At 66.1% G+C, this 16,910-nt stretch carries 18 protein-coding genes; 7 read left to right on the top strand and 11 right to left on the bottom strand.

The window, feature by feature from the left end:
- Nucleotides 1-17: 17 nt before the first annotated feature.
- The 7 genes from B841_RS04535 to B841_RS04565 form a co-directional block, all read right to left on the bottom strand.
- Entirely contained in the window at nucleotides 18-821 is an 804-nt protein-coding gene (locus B841_RS04535) for a 4Fe-4S binding protein (protein ID WP_020934306.1), read from the bottom strand.
- Nucleotides 818-1,414, bottom strand: a complete 597-nt coding sequence (locus tag B841_RS04540; RefSeq protein WP_020934307.1) for a TorD/DmsD family molecular chaperone — start codon at nucleotides 1,412-1,414, stop codon at nucleotides 818-820. The genes B841_RS04535 and B841_RS04540 overlap by 4 nt, the downstream gene beginning before the upstream one ends.
- Complete coding sequence (locus tag B841_RS04545) at nucleotides 1,414-2,373, bottom strand: dimethyl sulfoxide reductase anchor subunit family protein (RefSeq protein ID WP_020934308.1); 960 nt, start codon at nucleotides 2,371-2,373, stop codon at nucleotides 1,414-1,416. The genes B841_RS04540 and B841_RS04545 overlap by 1 nt, the downstream gene beginning before the upstream one ends.
- Before the next feature lie 9 nt (nucleotides 2,374-2,382).
- Nucleotides 2,383-3,009 carry a DMSO/selenate family reductase complex B subunit gene (locus B841_RS04550; protein WP_020934309.1) on the bottom strand — a complete coding sequence of 209 codons (627 nt, stop codon included), beginning with the start codon at nucleotides 3,007-3,009 and terminating at the stop codon, nucleotides 2,383-2,385.
- A gap of 30 nt (nucleotides 3,010-3,039) precedes the next feature.
- Nucleotides 3,040-4,929, bottom strand: a complete 1,890-nt coding sequence (locus B841_RS04555) for a DMSO/selenate family reductase complex A subunit (protein WP_041631749.1) — start codon at nucleotides 4,927-4,929, stop codon at nucleotides 3,040-3,042.
- The gene (locus tag B841_RS14180) at nucleotides 4,926-5,483 is read right to left on the bottom strand and encodes a molybdopterin-dependent oxidoreductase (RefSeq protein ID WP_041631750.1); all 558 of its coding nucleotides are present in this window, start codon (nucleotides 5,481-5,483) and stop codon (nucleotides 4,926-4,928) included. Before B841_RS14180 ends, B841_RS04555 begins: the two co-directional genes overlap by 4 nt.
- Nucleotides 5,484-5,768: 285 nt before the next feature.
- Complete coding sequence (locus B841_RS04565) at nucleotides 5,769-6,842, bottom strand: suppressor of fused domain protein (RefSeq protein ID WP_084481972.1); 1,074 nt, start codon at nucleotides 6,840-6,842, stop codon at nucleotides 5,769-5,771.
- 170 nt (nucleotides 6,843-7,012) lie between these two features.
- Between B841_RS04565 and B841_RS04570 the strand changes: the two genes are divergently transcribed.
- Nucleotides 7,013-7,816: a Bax inhibitor-1/YccA family protein gene (locus B841_RS04570; protein WP_020934311.1), complete on the top strand. Its 804-nt coding sequence runs from the start codon at nucleotides 7,013-7,015 to the stop codon at nucleotides 7,814-7,816.
- Between the two features lie 93 nt (nucleotides 7,817-7,909).
- Here the strand turns inward: B841_RS04570 and B841_RS04575 are convergent, their stop codons facing one another.
- The 3 genes from B841_RS04575 to B841_RS04585 all read right to left on the bottom strand — a co-directional run bounded on the left by B841_RS04575 (nucleotide 7,910) and on the right by B841_RS04585 (nucleotide 9,647).
- Nucleotides 7,910-8,392, bottom strand: a complete 483-nt coding sequence (locus B841_RS04575; RefSeq protein WP_020934312.1) for a hypothetical protein — start codon at nucleotides 8,390-8,392, stop codon at nucleotides 7,910-7,912.
- A gap of 46 nt (nucleotides 8,393-8,438) precedes the next feature.
- Nucleotides 8,439-8,960 (bottom strand): transcription elongation factor GreA, encoded by a 522-nt coding sequence (gene greA, locus B841_RS04580; RefSeq protein WP_020934313.1) that lies wholly within the window; start codon nucleotides 8,958-8,960, stop codon nucleotides 8,439-8,441.
- Nucleotides 8,961-9,182: 222 nt separating this feature from the next.
- Nucleotides 9,183-9,647 (bottom strand): DUF4307 domain-containing protein, encoded by a 465-nt coding sequence (locus tag B841_RS04585; RefSeq protein WP_020934314.1) that lies wholly within the window; start codon nucleotides 9,645-9,647, stop codon nucleotides 9,183-9,185.
- A 261-nt stretch (nucleotides 9,648-9,908) separates the two neighbouring features.
- On the opposite strand from B841_RS04585, the gene mca reads away from it, so the two are divergent.
- The 6 genes from mca (at nucleotide 9,909) to B841_RS04615 (ending at nucleotide 15,874) form a co-directional block, all read left to right on the top strand.
- A complete protein-coding gene (mca, locus tag B841_RS04590) occupies nucleotides 9,909-10,820 on the top strand; it encodes a mycothiol conjugate amidase Mca (RefSeq protein WP_041632074.1) in 912 nt (303 codons plus the stop codon).
- Between the two features lie 39 nt (nucleotides 10,821-10,859).
- Nucleotides 10,860-11,189 (top strand): hypothetical protein, encoded by a 330-nt coding sequence (locus B841_RS04595; RefSeq protein ID WP_020934316.1) that lies wholly within the window; start codon nucleotides 10,860-10,862, stop codon nucleotides 11,187-11,189.
- 233 nt (nucleotides 11,190-11,422) lie between these two features.
- Nucleotides 11,423-12,523: a 3-deoxy-7-phosphoheptulonate synthase gene (locus tag B841_RS04600; RefSeq protein ID WP_020934317.1), complete on the top strand. Its 1,101-nt coding sequence runs from the start codon at nucleotides 11,423-11,425 to the stop codon at nucleotides 12,521-12,523.
- A gap of 10 nt (nucleotides 12,524-12,533) precedes the next feature.
- The gene (locus B841_RS04605) at nucleotides 12,534-13,301 is read left to right on the top strand and encodes an isoprenyl transferase (protein ID WP_020934318.1); all 768 of its coding nucleotides are present in this window, start codon (nucleotides 12,534-12,536) and stop codon (nucleotides 13,299-13,301) included.
- Between the two features lie 87 nt (nucleotides 13,302-13,388).
- Nucleotides 13,389-15,329: a BCCT family transporter gene (locus tag B841_RS04610; RefSeq protein ID WP_020934319.1), complete on the top strand. Its 1,941-nt coding sequence runs from the start codon at nucleotides 13,389-13,391 to the stop codon at nucleotides 15,327-15,329.
- 26 nt (nucleotides 15,330-15,355) lie between these two features.
- A complete protein-coding gene (locus tag B841_RS04615; RefSeq protein WP_020934320.1) occupies nucleotides 15,356-15,874 on the top strand; it encodes a flavodoxin domain-containing protein in 519 nt (172 codons plus the stop codon).
- Between the two features lie 14 nt (nucleotides 15,875-15,888).
- Here B841_RS04615 and coaA read toward each other — a convergent pair whose 3' ends face one another.
- A complete protein-coding gene (gene coaA / locus B841_RS04620) occupies nucleotides 15,889-16,815 on the bottom strand; it encodes a type I pantothenate kinase (protein WP_020934321.1) in 927 nt (308 codons plus the stop codon).
- Nucleotides 16,816-16,910 lie beyond the last annotated feature (95 nt).

Raw genomic sequence — 16,910 nt, forward strand, 5'->3', positions numbered from 1 at the left:
CTGAGCTGACCACGGGGTCAGTCCGAGGCCGAATCCCGGTGAGGCGCCGTCCCCGGCGGCATCCTCGACCCGAAGGGATTGGCGGCGCGGAAACTGCACGGTGGACACAGCTCCGCGCCGTCACTGCGAAACCGCGCATGACACGACGAACACCGGGTGACGGGGACGGTCTCCAACGTCTGCAGCCCCGCGCCGCCGTCACTGCCCGCCACCGTGATCGCCTGCGCCGGACACAGGTCCACGCAGCGCTGATCCCCCTGGCACAGGGAGGCGTCGTGAAGCAGCGCCGTCGACGAGTCCGACACGTCGATCAGGGACAACGCGCCTGCCGGACACGCTTTGACGCACACCCCGCAGGCCGTGCAATCCCGCGCAATCAGCTCCACGCTGAGGCTGAGCTCGACGCCAAGCACCTGCAACGCCCGCTCCAACCGCTCGGCGTCGGGCAGGTCGACGTCGAGGGGAAGGGAAGTGTCACCGGACAAGCCCAACAACGCCCGCCGCGGCAGCGGCGTCCGGTCGGCGGGAATTTCCTCGGCCGCACGCAACACGCGCCGGGCGGGCGCGGGGACGAGCCGGTCGGGCAGGCTCTCCCGGAGAGCGTCGATGACCCTGGTCGATTCGTCGCAGACCACGGCGACGGTGGGCGCCCCGCAGGCCAGCACTTCCGGGATCCACTGATCCGGAAGCTTCGCGACGCAGCGGTCCAGGCGCAGGGGGACGTGGCTGCGTGGCGCCCGCACCGGGTCGAGGTGGTCGCAGACCAACACCACATCGGGTTCGGCGGCTGCCACCCACTGCAGCAAACGCCTGGTGGTCATCGTCCCGCGACCTGGCGGGCGGAGGCGATGAACCCGTCGGTCAGCCCGGGCAGCGCCTGGTAGATGCGCGTGCGGGCGTGTTCCCGCACCCCGGTGAGCACGGCGTCGGAAAAGCTGGTCAGGTGGTCGTCGAGGAAAACCCGTAGCCGGTCGCGGTGGTCCGTGCCGTCCGAGATGAGCGTGCACACCTCGGTGACGAAGGCGATTTCCAGTCCGATGTGGTCGTCGGGGGTGCGCACGTCGGGGGCCGCGAAGCCCAGCGCCTGGTAATGTTCGCGCACCTGCGCGGCCCGGCCGTCGTGGATCAGCCCGTCGGGGGAGTGGTACGGCGATTCGTAGGGCTGCGCCAGCGGGGCGGAGACCCCGGTGAACAGGTAGAGGTGGTCGCGGTCGAGCTCTGCGGGGGAATCAGTTCCCCCGTGCAACGAGGCCACCGCCTGGGCGGAGACCTCGTCTTCCAGGGGCCAGGCCGCGAGCATGCCGGGATCCTGCAGGCTGCTGCGCAGATGCTTGGTGGGCGGGGCCAGAAACAGCGGGGAGAGGACCATCCCCGCGACGGCGACCCGGTTGGCGAGTGCGGTGTTGAGCGTCATTAGATTCCGATCCTGTCGCTGCCGCCGTAGAAGATGAAGCGGCCGATGATGGCGCTGGCCGAGACCAGCAAATAACTGAGAGTGACCATGAGCAGCAGCCGGCGTTGTGCCGGCGTGCGCACGCCGGAGTCCGCTTCCGCCTTCGTGGCCGACTGCACCAAAAACACGCCCATGAGCCCGGCGCCGATGATGAGAAGGGCGACCCGGATGACGAACCAGGCCATCGGGAAGTCGAATTCGGTGGGGTTTACGCCTGCGGGGCGGCCGTAGTAGAAGACCAGCACCAGCAACTCGAGCGGCATCAGGATGACCACGGCCACGCCGATCCACTTCAAGGACGTCGTGATCAGTCCGGAGACCTCTTCTTCGGAGACGTGCTCGTCGCGGCGGTTGGCCGGCATGAGCCGGTTGAGCCACGGGGCGTCCGCCAAAAACGGGTAGGAGCAGAACGCGACGCCGATCGCCAGGGCGCCCGTGGACAGGGTGGTCAGGTAAAACTGCGCCGGCGTCGTCCAGTGGTTCCAGGCCGGAATGGTCGGCAGCATATACAGGTTCGCCATGGACGCGACGAACACGACGCCGACCAGGGCCGTCAGGGAGGCCAGCACGACGCGGATCCGCTGCGTGAGCCAACCCAGCCACTGGCAGGCCGCGAAGAGGAAGCCGAGGCCAGCGAAAATGACGCCGAGTATCACCTCTTGGCTCAGCGCGGAGTTCGACCAGCCGCGCAAAACGTTGAGGGCGTTGAAGGGGTTGCCGAGGTGGAAGGAGGCGGCCAGGAAACCGGCGACCATGATCGGGCCGATGGCGTACAGCGCCGGATCGGCGACGCGGTCGATCACCGCGGTGGAGTATTTCTTTCTCCCCAGCACCTGGACGGCGCCCAGGACCAGGAAAGCCCCGACGGCCATCTGGCCGAAGACGGTGAACAGCGTCAACGGCCATTCGTGGGTGTTCAAGAGGGTCTCCTAGATTTCAGTGCGGTTGACGATCTCACCGTTGTCCGACTGCCACGGCTGGGCGTCGCGGTGCGGGGTGATGACGAGGTTGGGCTTCGTGATCGACGGGTCCGGCAGCGGCGCGACGGCGTCGACGTCGCCATACTTCTCCCGTAATTCACCGATCGGGCCCCAATCCAGGGCGCGTGAAGGGCAGGCGGACACGCAGGCGGGGTCCAGCCCCTCCGAGCGGTAATCGCGGCACATGTCGCACTTGGTCATCATGCCCTGCTCCGCGTCGAACTGCGGTGCGGAGTAGGGGCAGGCCCACTCGCAGTAGCGGCAGCCGACGCACTTGTCCTGGTCGACCCAGACCACGCCGTCGTCGTCCTTGGTCATGGCGGTGGTGGGGCAGGCCTTGATGCACACCGGGTCCACGCAGTGGTTGCAGGCGATGGAGGTGTAGTACGTGAAGGTGTCGTTGGTGAAGGAGCCGTCCGAGGCGAGGTTCCAGGAGCCGCCGGAGTATTCCACGACGCGACGGAAGTTCACCCCGAGCGGGGTGTCGTGCTTGTCGGTGCACGCGATCTGGCAGGCCTTACAGCCGTTGCAGAGCTCCTGGTTGAAGTAGAAGCCGAGGTTGGTGTTCTCTGACACGAGGCGTCCTTATCTTGGGGAGGGTCCGGCTCAGGCTTTTTCGACCTGGCAGATGGTGGTGTGTTGGGCGTTGCCCTTGGCGATGGGGGAGGGGTGCCAACTGGTCAGAGTGTTGACGGAGGAGCCTTCGTCGACGCCGTCTTTGTTGGGGTCGAACCAGGAGCCCTGGGGAATCGAGATCACGCCCGGCGCGATGCGCGGAGTGACCCGGGCGATGGAGCGGATCCGGCCGCGGCCGTTGTAGGCGTAGACCAGATCGTCGTTGGCGATGCCGCGTTCGGCGGCGTCCACGGGGTTCAGCCACAGCACCTGCGGGTGAGCGTCGTCGCGCAGCCAGTCGACGTTGGCGTAGGAAGAGTGCGTGCGGCCCTTGGTGTGATGCCCGATGCATTGCAGCGGATAGCGCTCGTCGGCACGCGCCGCCAGCGCCCCTTCCCAGGTGTCGACTTGTTCCGGCAGGGCGGTGATCCGGTCGCCCGGGATGGTCGGGTCGAATTCCCACTCGTCGGCGATGTCGGCGAGCTGCTGGGAGTAGATCTCGATCTTGCCTGACGGGGTCGGCAGCGGGTTGTTCTCCGGGTCTGCGCGAAACTCCGCGAGGGGGATGACCGAGTCGGCGGCGCGTTTCCACACACCCATCTCCTTGAAGTCCTCGTACTCCGGCAGGTCGGGGATCTCTTCCCGCGACTTGTCGAGGGTGTATTTCACCCACTCTTCCTGGGTGCGGCCTTCGGTGAACTGCTCGCGGACGCCGAAGCGCTCCGCCAGGTCGGCGATGACGTCGTAGATCGGGCGGCAGTCGTAGAGAGGCGCGATCGCTGGCGAGGCCAGGATCGAGTACTCCATGCTGCCAGCGGAACCCTGCTGAATGACGTCCTCCTGCTCGGCGGTGGAGGCGTCCGGTAAGACGTAGTCGGCGTAGCGGGCGGAGGTGGTCATCTGGATGTCGGAGACCACGATCAGCTCCGCCTTGGATTCGTCCTGGAGCAAGTCGACGGTGCGGTTGATGTCGCCGTGCTGGTTGGTCAGCGCGTTGCCGCCGTACTGCCAGATCATCTTGATCGGAACGTCCAGCTTGTCTTTGCCGCGCACGCCGTCGCGCAGCGCGGTCAGCTCGGTGCCCCGGTCGACGGCGTCGGTCCAGCCGTTGACGGAGATGGCGGTCTCCACCGGGTTCTCGTGCTGGGTGTTGAACGGGTAGACCATCGGCAGGGACGCGGAGGCCTCCCGGCCGCCGGTGCCGCCGCCGGGGATACCCACCTGTCCGATCAGGGCGGCGAGGGTGAAGATCGCGCGGGCCTGGTTTTCGCCGTTGGCGTGGCGCTGCGGCCCCCAGCCCTGGGTGATGGCGCAGGGCTTGGCCAGGGCGATCTCGCGGGCCAGCTGCCGAATCCGGTCGGCGGGCACCCCGGTGAGCGCGGCCGCCCACGCCGGCGTCTTTTCGACGCCGTCGGCGCCCTTGCCCTCGAGGTAGGAGCGGTAGGAGGAGTGCTCGGGCGCGCCTTCGGGCAGGTGGTCCTCGTCGAAGCCGACGCAGTAGGAGTCGAGAAACTCTTGGTCGTGGAGCCCTTCGGCGATCATGACGTGGGCCATGCCGGTGACTAGGGCGGCGTCGGTGCCGGGGCGCAGGGCCACCCATTCGTCCCCGAGTCCCACGGAGGTCTCCGAGTAGCGGGGATCGATGACGATGGTCTTGACGCCGTAATCCTGCTTGATTTTCTGGGTGACGAAGGTTTCTCCGCCGCCCGACATGCGGGTCTCGAGCGGATTGTTGCCGAACATCACCTGCAGCCGGGCGTTTTTCACGTCGTCGAAGGAGTTCGACGGCGTCCACTCGCCGTAGTGGTAGGGGTAGGCCCCGGCGATCTGGGCGGAGGAATAGTCGCCGTAATGGTTGAGGTATCCGCCGATGAGGTTCATGAAGCGTGCGAACGGCGTTTCGGCGGGGGCCAGGAACGCACGACGGTGGCGCCGATGGTGCCGGTGCCGTAGTTGAGGTAGATCGACTCGTTTCCGTAGTCGCGCAGCAGCCGCTTCATCTTGTCGGCGATCTCGTCGAGGGCCTGCTCCCAGGAAATCTTTTCCCATTCACCGGCGCCGCGCAGCGTGCCGGGCTTGCGCTTCAGCGGGGTCTTGAGCCGGTCGGGGTTGTAGATGCGGTGGCGGATGGAGCGGCCGCGCACGCAGGCGCGGATCTGTTGGGTGCCGATCTCGTCGTCGCCGGTGTCGTCGGGGAGCACGCGGGTGACCGCCCCGTCCTTGACCACGAGCCGCAACGGGCAGCGGGATCCGCAGTTGACGGTGCAGGCGGACCACACGATTTTTTCGCCGGACGCGTCACTGGCGGCGGCCGCTTGGGCGGGGCCGACGCCGGGTTCACCGGCGAAGACGCCTGAACTGACCAGGGCAGTGGTCGCGCCGGTGGCGGCGGTCCAGGCGAGGAAGGAACGTCTGTTGACGGTGAAGTCGCTCATGTGTCCACACAACCTTTTCTGCAGGGGCGGCTGAATGCTTGTGAACGACAACCTTAAGCAGTCATTGGTTTTAGTGCAAAGGTGAAATAGGGGTTGCTTATCCATTTAAAACGGGCGTACGGTTTTGCGCCCCTGCCAGGGGGTTTGCTCTGTGGTGCTCTTATTGTGCCGTTGAGCTGGGGCTACCTCTAGGGGGCCGTGAGGTGCACTTATGGGGTGCTGCTACAAGTTTGAACCCTCTGATAGGGGCCGCGAATAGTACGTACGTCTGGTTTAGGGCAAACATCACATCATTTTAGGGTGTGGGTCGGCCTCGATCACCTCGATCGTGACGTTGACTGTCGTCAATTCATATGTTCCGGGGGAGGCGTCCAGGCGGGCGCGGATCTCATCCGAGACGGTACGGGTGACCTCGATGAGGCCGTCGCCGGCAGGATCCACAGACGCCCGGGGCGTGTCCTGGGCGGGCAGAAACCGCACCGCCGGGCCCGGCCCGACGAGCGTGAACTCGCGCTCGAATCCCAGGCGGGTGCGTTGCGCCGACAGCACGGCCTCCACCGCGACGGGCCCCATCGCCAGCCGCAACCGCCCGTCGACGTACTTCTGCTCCAACCGGTCGGCGACGCCGTGCGAGGTGGAGGACCCCTCCTTCGCCGTGCCCTCGTCGATCCGGGTGGCCAGGCGAGCGTGGGCACGCAGGCTGGGTCGGCCCACGACAGTGACTCCCAGAGGGTAGGCCCCGGTGAGCAGGTCGATGAATTTCTCTGTCCGCCACCCCAGCGCATCCCGCAGGTCGCGGGCGGTGATCCCGATCAACTGGTTGAACACCACGGTTCCGGCGGAGCGGTTCGAGGAGGTCAGCGCCGGGTCCGGTGAAAACACCGCCGCCGTCAACGGCTCCGTCCCGCCGCCGGGTTCTTCCTCGCCGGCGATCGGCCCCTGCATGTCCAGATGATGATTCGGCAAGATGGGGTGGCCGTGGTCGGCGACGTAATTGGCCAGGTAGGTCAACAGGTCCACCGGCCACAGCGGGGGAGTGCCCGTGCCGTCTGTGCTGGCTGCGACCCGCATGGTCAACTCCACTCCCTGGCTGGCCGGCGCGTCCGAGAGCCCCCGGGTGACGTAGTGCCAGTGGGGCGCGGCGCCGCCGACCGGCTCCGGCACGGCGTAGGCCAGCACGTCCTCCACCACACCGGCGGGGACGGGCAGGCGGAATCCCTCCTGCCCGGGGTAGCGGTCGCGCAGGGAAAGCAGGATGAACTCCCTGCGTTTGTCCGCGTTGCTCTGCTCCTCGGGCACGCTGGGCGTAGGCTTCGGAAGGGCTGTGTCGCGGCGAAGAAGACGATCGAGGAATCCCATGAGCCAATCTTACGGCCCACGGATCACTGACTCGAGAACGGGAACAATCATCCGCCCAGTACCGTTGTACCTTTGTACGTGTCCGGCTCATAGAATTTCTCTGTGATCGCTCGTGGTCCCTATGGACCATATGACTCATTTACGCATACGGAAAGGAACCGAGGTTTTTCATGAACAGCAATAACCCGGTGCTCACACGAATCGTCGACGACGGCCACAGTCGACAGGGCTACCAGGACCCCTACGCCGGTTACGGACGGGGCGGGGCCCCGACGCAGACCACGGACCGCCCCATGACGGTCGATGACGTGGTCACCAAGACCGGCATCACCTTGGGCGTGCTCGTGGCCTTCGCCCTGGTCACTTTCGGCGTGTCCACGGTCAACATGGGCCTGGCCATGCTGCTGACCATCGGCGGCGGCATCGCGGCCTTCATCACCGTCTTGGTCAGCGTCTTCACCCGCAAGTATGGCTCCCGCACCGTGACCTTGCTGTACGCGGCGCTGCAGGGCCTCTTCCTCGGCGGCTTCTCCCTGCTGGTTTCTGGCTGGGCGGTCGGCGACGCCGACGCCGGCGCGCTGATCGGCCAGGCCATCCTGGGCACCGTGGGCGTGTTCGTCGGCATGCTGGTCGTCTACAAGACCGGCGCCATCCGGGTCACGCCGAAGTTCACCCGCTTCATCACCGCCGCCATCATCGGCGTCGCCGTCCTGGCGCTGGGCAACCTGCTGCTGGCCATCTTCACCGACGCGAACCCGCTGCGTGGCGGCGGCACCCTGGCGATCATCTTCTCGCTGGTTTGCATCGTGCTGGCGGCACTGAGCTTCCTGCAGGACTTCGACGAGGCCGACAAGATGATCCGCGCCGGCGCCCCCTCCACGATGGCCTGGGGCATCGCCCTCGGCCTGACCGTCACCCTCGTGTGGCTCTACACCGAGATCCTGCGTCTGCTGAGCTACTTCCAGCGCGACTAGGCTCTCCCGTCTCCTCGTAGACCACAAAGAACTCGGGCCCTTCCCCGCCGGTCATCGGTGGGAAGAAGGGCCCGAGTTCTTTAAGCTGGGATGCTACTGGACGACCTCAGCGCCGTCGACGGTGATCGTGGTGAACACCATGCCCTCGTCGGTCTCCTCCGCGGAAGACAGGACGACCTCGGAGACTGCCCCGGTGGTCTGGTTGGTGCCGGTGCCGGTCGCCTCGTCCTCGTCCCACGCAGACCAGGTGATGGCGGTGACGGCGTTGGCAGGGTTGGCGCAGTCCAGGGTCACCTGCTCCGGCTCCTGCTCCGGGACGCTGACGCAGTCGATGAAGGAGACCTCCGAAACGGCTGCGGCGGCCGTAGTCTCGGTCTCTGCGGTAGTGGTTTCCGTGCCGGTGGTCTCAGCGGCGGAGTCCACGCCCACGGTGTCGGCGTCCTGCTCGAGGGCGGTGTCGACCTTCTCCGTGGACGGGTTCTCGAGCTGGGGCGAGCACGCCGCCAGCGCGAAACCGGCCAGGGAAGCCGCGGCGACGGCGGCGAGGGAACGGGAGTAACGGGAAATCTGAGACAACGCAGTCAGTCCTTTGGGTAGTCAGTGCTGGAATCGTGCTCCGCAGCTACTTCGCGCGCGGAGTAGCCGCCTTGGCCGAGTCGTACGGAGCGGCGTCCACGAGGGTCACCGAGATGGTGGCCCCGCTCGGGGCGGTGTACTCGCGGGTTTCGCCCGCGTGGGCGCCGAGCACGGCGGCGCCCAGCGGCGACTGCTCCGAGTAGGTTTCCAGATCTTCGTTGTCGATCGACGCCGCGCGGGTGCCGATCAGGAAGGTTTCCTTGTCGTTCTCGTCGCCGTTGTAGTAGACGTGCACCACGGAGCCGACGACGGCGACGCCCTCGACGACGGCGGTGCGTTCGGTGGTGGAGTTGGCCAGGACCTCGGAGATCTGCTTGATCCGGGCCTCTTCCTGATCCTGCTGCTCGCGGGCGGCGTCGTAGCCCGCGTTCTCCTTGAGGTCGCCCTCTTCGCGGCGCTCATTGATCTCGGCGGCGACGGCGGGGCGGTTATCGATCAGTTCCTGCAGCTCAGCCTCGAGCTTCGCCTTCATTTCCGGGGTGATGTACTGCTTCTGGGGTTCAGCCATGAATTAACGCAACCTTCTTTAAAGTCAAGACCACTCGGCGGCCGGCAGCCGGGACAACACGGCCCCACCGCACCGCCGACGATGTCGGATCACTGTCGTCAGCTCCCAGCCGATTGAAACGCGGGTGAAAATCACCCGACGGCCAGCGGAGGTATTCTCCGGCGAATTTTAGCATAACGACGAGTCGCTGACCGTCACCGCCCAACCGGGCGGGGGCAGGGGTCACCGGGCGAGGTAGGTGGGGTCCTCCACGTCCATGTATGCCGGAATAGCCGTCGAGCAACCGTATACGCCACCGGAAACGGGGTAGTCTCGGGTCGGGAGATCGACTTCGACGCGGGTCTGCTCTTCGCCCCCGGCGGGAAGGATCACCTCGCGGCGCCCGACTTCCGCCATCGCGTAGTTCAAGGCGGTGACGATGCAGTAAGAAGGTTCGGAGGGGTCGTCGCGGGAGATGTCCACCCACAGGCGCATCGTGTCGTCGTCCTGACGTTCGTAGGTCACCAGGGAGGCGGAGACGGGCACGGACCCCCGTTGTTGGATCGTGCGGGCCACGAAGCCGACGACCACGACTAAGGCGATGACGAGGATGACCGCGAGGATCTTTCCGCCGATGCCGGAAGGCTTGGAATCGTCGTCCTTTTTCCCGTAGCGCTGTACAGGGCGGGCGGAATGGGGGGAGGACATCGGCAACCTCAGAAGTCTTCGCAATATTAGGGGACGGGCGTGGGTCCGCCGGCGGGCAAGACGGATCAGCACTAACGGGACATCTTAACCCGTCACTCACCGAAACGATATTGCCAGGACGGCCGGTATGTTCATTAAGATGGAATGGGACTATTGTTGACCATGACTGTTTGCCGCCGCTCGGCGCAGCACCGAGGGGAGAGGTTCCCTCCGTGTGTCTCGGCGGCGGACGCAATGAATCTGAGTGAGGATGACAAGAATTTGAGCGGCTACCGGCTTTTGGCCATTCACGCACACCCTGACGACGAATCTTCGAAGGGCGCCGCGACCATGGCGAAATACGTGGCCGAGGGGAATGAAGCGCTCGTGCTGACCTGCACGGGCGGCGAGCGCGGCGACATTTTGAACCCCGCCATGGACAAGCCGGGCGTGGTGGAGAACATGATTGCGCTGCGCCGTGAAGAAATGGCCACGGCCGCCGCCGCGCTCGGGGTGGATCACCGGTGGCTGGGCTACATCGATTCCGGCTTGCCGCAGGGCGACCCGCTGCCGCCGCTGCCGGAAGGCTGCTTCGCGCTCGTCGACGGCCTCGAGGTTGCGAAAGAGCTGGTCAAGATCATTCGTGAGATGCGTCCGCACGCCATCATCACCTATGACGAAAACGGCGGTTACCCGCATCCGGACCACCTGAAGGTCCACGAAGCGTCGATGATCGCGTGGGACCGCGCCGGCGACCCGGATTTCGCGCCCGAGCTCGGTGAGCCCTGGACCCCGTTGAAGCTCTACTACACGCACGGTTTCGTCTACCAGCGCATGAAGCTCTTCCACGATGACCTCGTCGCCGCCGGCAAGACCAGCCCGTACGCGCCGATGATGGCGCGCTGGGAGGCGAACAAGGCCGACATCATGGCGCGCGTGACCACCCAGGTCGAGTGCTCCGAGTTCTTCCCCCACCGCGACGCCGCCCTGCGTGCGCACGCCACCCAGATTGACCCGGCCGGCGCGTTCCTGGCCACCTCCGCAGAGGTGCAGGCGAAGCTGTGGCCGACCGAGGAGTTCGAGCTCGCCCGCACCCGGGTGTCCTCCGAACTGCCGGAAGACGACCTTTTCGCCGGCATCGGCGACCCGGCCGAGGCGGACCAGAACAACGCCGCCGTGTTCTCCAAGAACTAGCCACAACCACATACCAGCCAGCGAGGAAGCACTCCTATCATGACCATTCTCAGTTCGGCCGCAGCCACCGTCACGGCGGCGTCCGCCCACCTCAACGCCGCCGCCACCGCGGTTGTGGCGCAGGGGCCGACCGACGGGCCGGTGGGACCGGAATTCGGCAAGGCCGCGCCCATCGGCCTGCTCGTGCTCGTGCTGCTGCTCGTCGCGGTGCTGTCGCTGGGCTGGGCCTTCTACCGCCGCCACCGCACCTTCCGCCGCCGCCAGCTCTTCGCTGAGGCGCACGGCCTCGACGTCTTTGACGCCGAGGCCGTGGATGAGGCGATGCGCGAGGCGGGGGTGTGGGACCGCCGCCAGAAGCGCTTTGTGTAAACACGTGTTATAGTTCTGCACATGTTCGCTCCGCGATTTTATTTTGGTGAGGCTCCGGGACACAGATTCCCCCGCCTCGCCGTTTCGCGTGCCTGACGCGACAACGACGAACATCCCGGAGCCCAGCAGCACCTGACCACTCATCTGGTCCAGGGGCTGCTTTTTTATTTCCGGTTTCACTTCCACACCCCAGCAGCACCTATCCGAACACTTCCCAGAAAGGCAGAGACACCATGAGTCCGCAGGTTTCCCTCAACGATGCAGCGTCCACCACCAATAAGCGCGTCCGCGCTTTCCACGACCTGCCCAGCCCGGCCGAGGTCCAGGCCAAGATGCCGCTGACCCCGGAGCAGGCGACCAAGGTGGAAAGCGATCGTCAGGAGATCGCCGACATCTTCGCCGGCGAGGACGACCGCCTCGTGGTCGTCGTCGGGCCGTGCTCCATCCACGACCCAGCGGCCGCCCTGGACTACGCCAACCGTTTGGCGCCGCTGGCGCGACGCCTGAACGAAGACCTGAAGGTGGTCATGCGCGTCTACTTCGAAAAGCCGCGCACCACCGTCGGCTGGAAGGGCCTGATCAACGACCCCCACCTCAACGAGACCTACGACATCAACCATGGCCTGGAACTGGCGCGTAAGGTGCTCACCGACGTGGTCAATTTGGATCTTCCGACCGCCGTGGAGTTCCTGGAGCCGAACTCCCCGCAGTACTACGCGGACGCCGTGGCGTGGGGCGCGATCGGCGCCCGCACCACCGAGTCGCAGGTTCACCGTCAGCTGGCCTCGGGCATGTCCATGCCGATCGGTTTCAAGAACGGCACCGACGGTTCCGTGCAGGTCGCCGTGGACGCCGTCGCCGCCGCCTCCCAGCCACATTTCTTCTTTGGCGTCAGCGACGAGGGCGCCCCAGCCGTCGTAGAAACCGCCGGCAACGAACACTGCCACATCATCCTGCGCGGCGGCACCGGCGGACCGAACCATGACGCCGGCTCCGTGTCCCGGGCGACGGGTCGCATCGGGGAGGGCAGGGGCCTGATGATCGACGCCTCCCACGCCAACTCCGGCAAGGACCACGTGCGGCAGGCGGAGGTGGCCCGCGACGTCGCCGCCCAGATCGCCGACGGCAACGCCCAGATCGCCGGCGTCATGCTGGAGTCTTTCCTGGTGGCGGGCGCGCAGAAGCTCGACCCGGAGAAGCTGGTGGTCAACGGCGGTGAGGGGCTGGTCTACGGGCAGTCGGTGACCGACGCCTGCATGGACCTGGACACCACGGTGGACCTGCTGGCGGAATTGGCGGCGGCGGTGCGCGAACGCCGGCAGTCGCGCGTCTAGACTCGGGGGCGTGAAACTCCTGTCCCGATTGCTGTACCCGATGTACGAAGCCCGCCTCCGCCGCGAGCTCAAAGGGGTGGCCCAGCCGAAGCACATCGCGGTCATCGTCGACGGCAATCGGCGATGGGCGCGGGAAGCCGGCTTCGTGGACGTCAGCCACGGCCACCGCGTCGGGGCGAAAAAGGTCGGCGAGCTCGTCGGCTGGTGCGGAGACACCGACGTCGAGGTGGTCACCGTGTACCTGCTGTCGACGGAGAACCTGTCGCGCTCCTCGGAGGAGATCGACACCCTCTACGAGATCATCGCAGGCGTGGTCACCGAGCTCGCGGAAGAAACCGACTGCCAGGTGCGCCTGGTCGGGCACCTCGGCCTGTTGCCGGAGAAGGTCGCCGAGCGCATGTGCGAGGCGGCGGATTCCACCGCCGACCGGGACGGGATCGTGGTCAACGTGGCGGTCGGTTACGGCGGCCGGCAGGAGATCGTCGACGCGGTGCGCGGCCTCATCGCAGACGAAGCGGCCGCGGGGGTGGCCGCGCAGGATATGGCGGACCGGGTCACCGTCGATTCCGTGTCCACCCACCTGTACACGAAGGGGCAGCCGGACCCGGACCTGGTCATCCGCACCTCGGGAGAGCAGCGGCTGTCGGGTTTCTTGCTCTGGCAGGCGGCGTATTCGGAAATCTGGTTCACCGACACGCATTGGCCGGCGTTCCGGAAGATCGATTTTCTGCGTGCGCTGCGCGATTACTCGCAACGCACCCGGCGCTTCGGCAGATAGATCGGCGTTCGGCGGGCCGGGTAGGCTTGAATCCCATAATCCATGAGATCGTGAAGTCCGCATCGATGAGATAAGGGGAGTCCCGCCATGAGCGATCGACACGAGAGGCCGGGGGAGGAGCGGCCACCGGCGCCTGCGTTCGACGACGCCACGGTCATCCTCCGTCGCAATTATCAGGTCTGGCCGCCGGTGTCGCGGTTGAGTTCGCCGCTGCGTAAGGCCGCGACCGGTGAGCGCTCCATTCACCCCGCGCTGGTGCCGGGCATCTCGGTGGAGGACACCGACAAGAAATTCCCGACCAACACCGTCGTCTTCGCCGTAGCGCTGCTCGTCAGCCTGGCTGTGGTGGCATGGGCGTTCATCGCGCCGGACAACATCAACGACGTCGGGACCTCGATGCAGGCTTGGGTGGTGCAGAACCTCGGGTGGATGTTCACCGCCGTCGTGCTCGGGGTGACCGTGTTCATGCTGGTGGTCGGGTACGCACCGTCGGGCCGCATCCGGTTGGGGGCGGACGACAGCGAACCGGAGTTCTCCACGTTGTCGTGGATCTCGATGTTGTTCGCCGCCGGGCTGGGCATCGGGCTGATCTTCTACGGTCCGATGGAGCCGCTGATTCACTTCCAGTCCGTGCCGCCCGCCTTCGACGGCGACGGCATCGCCGACGCCAGCATGGACGCCGCGGGGCCGGCGATTGCGCAGGCGCTCCTGCACCAGGCGTCGTTCCCGTGGGTCATCTACGCCTTCGTCGGCGGGGCCATCGCCTACGCCGCTTACCGGCGCGGCCGCCTGCCGTTGATTTCCTCGGTCTTCGAGCCGGTGTTCCCGAATTCCCCCAACCACCCGGTGGGCAAGGTCATCGACATTTTCGCCGTGCTGGTCACCTTGTTCGGCACCGCCACCTCGCTGGGCATCGGCGCCCTGCAGATTCAGGCCGGCGCCTCGATCATCACCGGTCAGGATCTGTCGGGCAACGGCGTCATCGTCGTGATCATTTCGATCCTGACCGCGCTCTTCGTGTGGTCGGCGGTCGCCGGCGTCAAGACCGGCATCCGCATCATGAGCAACATGAACATGGGGCTCGTCGTTTTCCTGGCGTTGTTCGTCCTGGTGACGGGGCCGACGGTTTTTCTGCTCGACCTGGTCCCGAACTCGGTGCTGACTTTCTTCGGTTCCATTCCGGACTTCTTCTCTGTGGCCGCCAGCCAGGGTGAAGTGGAGGCTGAGTTCGTGACCGCCTGGACGATCCTGTTCTGGGCCTGGTGGATCTCCTGGTCGCCGTTCGTGGGCGTGTTCTTCGCCAAGATCTCGAAGGGCCGCACGTTGCGCGAGTTCGTCACCGTGACCGTGTTCGCCCCGGCGGCGATCTCCGTCGGGTGGTACGTCGTCTTCGGCGGCACCGCCATCTGGCAGGTTCTCGAAGGGTTCGGCCTGCCGATCCAGGGCGCGGGCGAAAACGTCATGTTCGACCTGCTCGGCAACCTGCCGTGGTCGGTCGTCATGCAGGTGGTCGCCCTGCTCGCGGTGATCATCTTCTTCATCACCGCCGGCGACTCCGCAACCAACGTCATGGGGTCGATGTCCCAGAACGGCCGCCCCGTCCCGGCCAACTGGGCGACCGTCACCTGGGGCGTGGCCCTCGGCCTGATCGCCCTGGCGCTGCTGCTGGCGGGCGGACAGAACGCCCTGTCGGGCCTGCAGTCGATCATGGTCAGCATGTCCGTGCCCTTCGCGATCATCATCATCGGCATGGCGATCGTCTGGGCGCGGGACCTCATCACCGACCCGTTGATCATCCGCCGCCGCTACGGGTGGCAGGCTCTGCGTAAGGGCGTCGCCCGCGGCATCGACGAGCACGGCGACGACTTCGTCTTCGGCGCCTCAAAGGTGTCCGCGGAGGAAGGCGCCGGCGCGGAGTTCGACTCCGAGGACGAGTCGCTGACCGACTGGTACACCTCCCATAAGGCGGATAAAGACAAGGTCGACGACGGCGACGACGGGGAAGAGGCACCGACCGAGCGTCCCTGACCCGCCGGGGCGGTAGAGTTTTCCCCATGACGAGGATTCTCTACGCCACCGCCTATGGTTCGACGCAGCAGTACGCCGAGGAACTGGCTCGCCGACTCGGAGTCGAAGCAGAGACGATCGAAGGGGTCGACGCTGCGACGCTGCGCGGCTCCGAGCCCATGATCGTGCTGTCCTACACGCACGGCCCGTCGTTGCCGGCGGCCAGCTTCATCGCCGACAATGACCTGGGCGACCGGCCCCTGGCGGCCGTCGCAGTGGGAATGTCCCGGCCGGAAAACGCGCGCAAGCGCGATCAGATCAGGAAGATGCTCGGCCCCTTCGCCGCCCAGGTGCAACGCTTTTACCTGCCGGGGCGCATGCACTATTCGGAGTTGACGGACAAGCACCACAGCATGATGCGGATGATCATCACGATGCTGAGCATGAAGCCCGGCAAGACCGACAACGATCGCGCGATGGTCGAGGAGTACAACACCGACGTCGACCGGGTGGATTTCGCGGAGCTCGATCCGGTCGTGGAGTGGGCGCAGGCGCACGGCGCCTGATTTTTCAGACTCCGTCAGAGCTTGCGCATGCGCACGTACTCGACCAGATGGTCGATGCCTTTGCGCAGCACCAGGGAGGCGCGCACCCGGGTGGGCAGAATGTTTTCCACCAGGTTCGGCAGGTTGATGGACTGCCAGATCTCCCGGGCGACCTCGGTCGCGGCCGCGTCGTCGAGGTCGGCGTAGGGCGCGAAGTGGGCGTTCGGGCGTCGAAAAGCCGTCGACCGTAGCTTCAGGAAACGGTCGATGTACCACTGCTCGATGACCTCGGTGCGCGCGTCCACGTAGACGGAGAAGTCGAAGAGGTCCGAGACCATCAACGTCGGCCCCGTCTGCAGCACGTTGAGCCCCTCCAAGATGAGGATGTCGGGCTGCTCGATCGTCTGCACCTTATCGGGCACGATGTCGTAGGCCGTGTGCGAGTACACCGGCGCCTCGACCTGCGGCTTGCCGGACTTGACGTCGGTGACGAACCGCAGCAGCGCCCGCCGGTCGTAGGCTTCGGGAAAACCCTTGCGCTTCATCAGCCGGCGCCGCTCCAGCTCCGCGGTGGGGTGGAGAAACCCGTCGGTGGTCACCAGATCCACCCGCGGATGCGACTCCCAGCGCTGCAGCAGGACCTGCAGCAGGCGCGCCGTCGTCGACTTGCCCACCGCCACGGAACCGGCCACCGCAATGATGTAGGGCACATGTCCCGGGTTATTGCCCAAGAACGTCTCCGTCGTCGCGGTCAACTTCTGCCGGGCGGACACCCGCAGGTGAATCAGGCGCGACAGCGGGAGGTAGACGTCGGCGACCTCCTCGAGGTCGATGTTCTCGCCGATGCCGCGGAGAGCCACGACCTCGTCCTCGGTCAGGACCTGGGGCATCGAGCTGCGCAGCTGCCGCCACTCGTCGCGGTCGAAGTCGAGGTAGGGGGTGGAGTCGGTGGTGCGGGCCATGAACCCCATTGTTTCATCATCCGCGCACGGCAATGTCAGACCACCCCATTAAAGGTCGACGGCTATAGGAAATCCCACTGGGCAAGGTAGACTTT

This window comes from Corynebacterium maris DSM 45190, from assembly GCF_000442645.1.
GTDB lineage: Bacteria > Actinomycetota > Actinomycetes > Mycobacteriales > Mycobacteriaceae > Corynebacterium > Corynebacterium maris.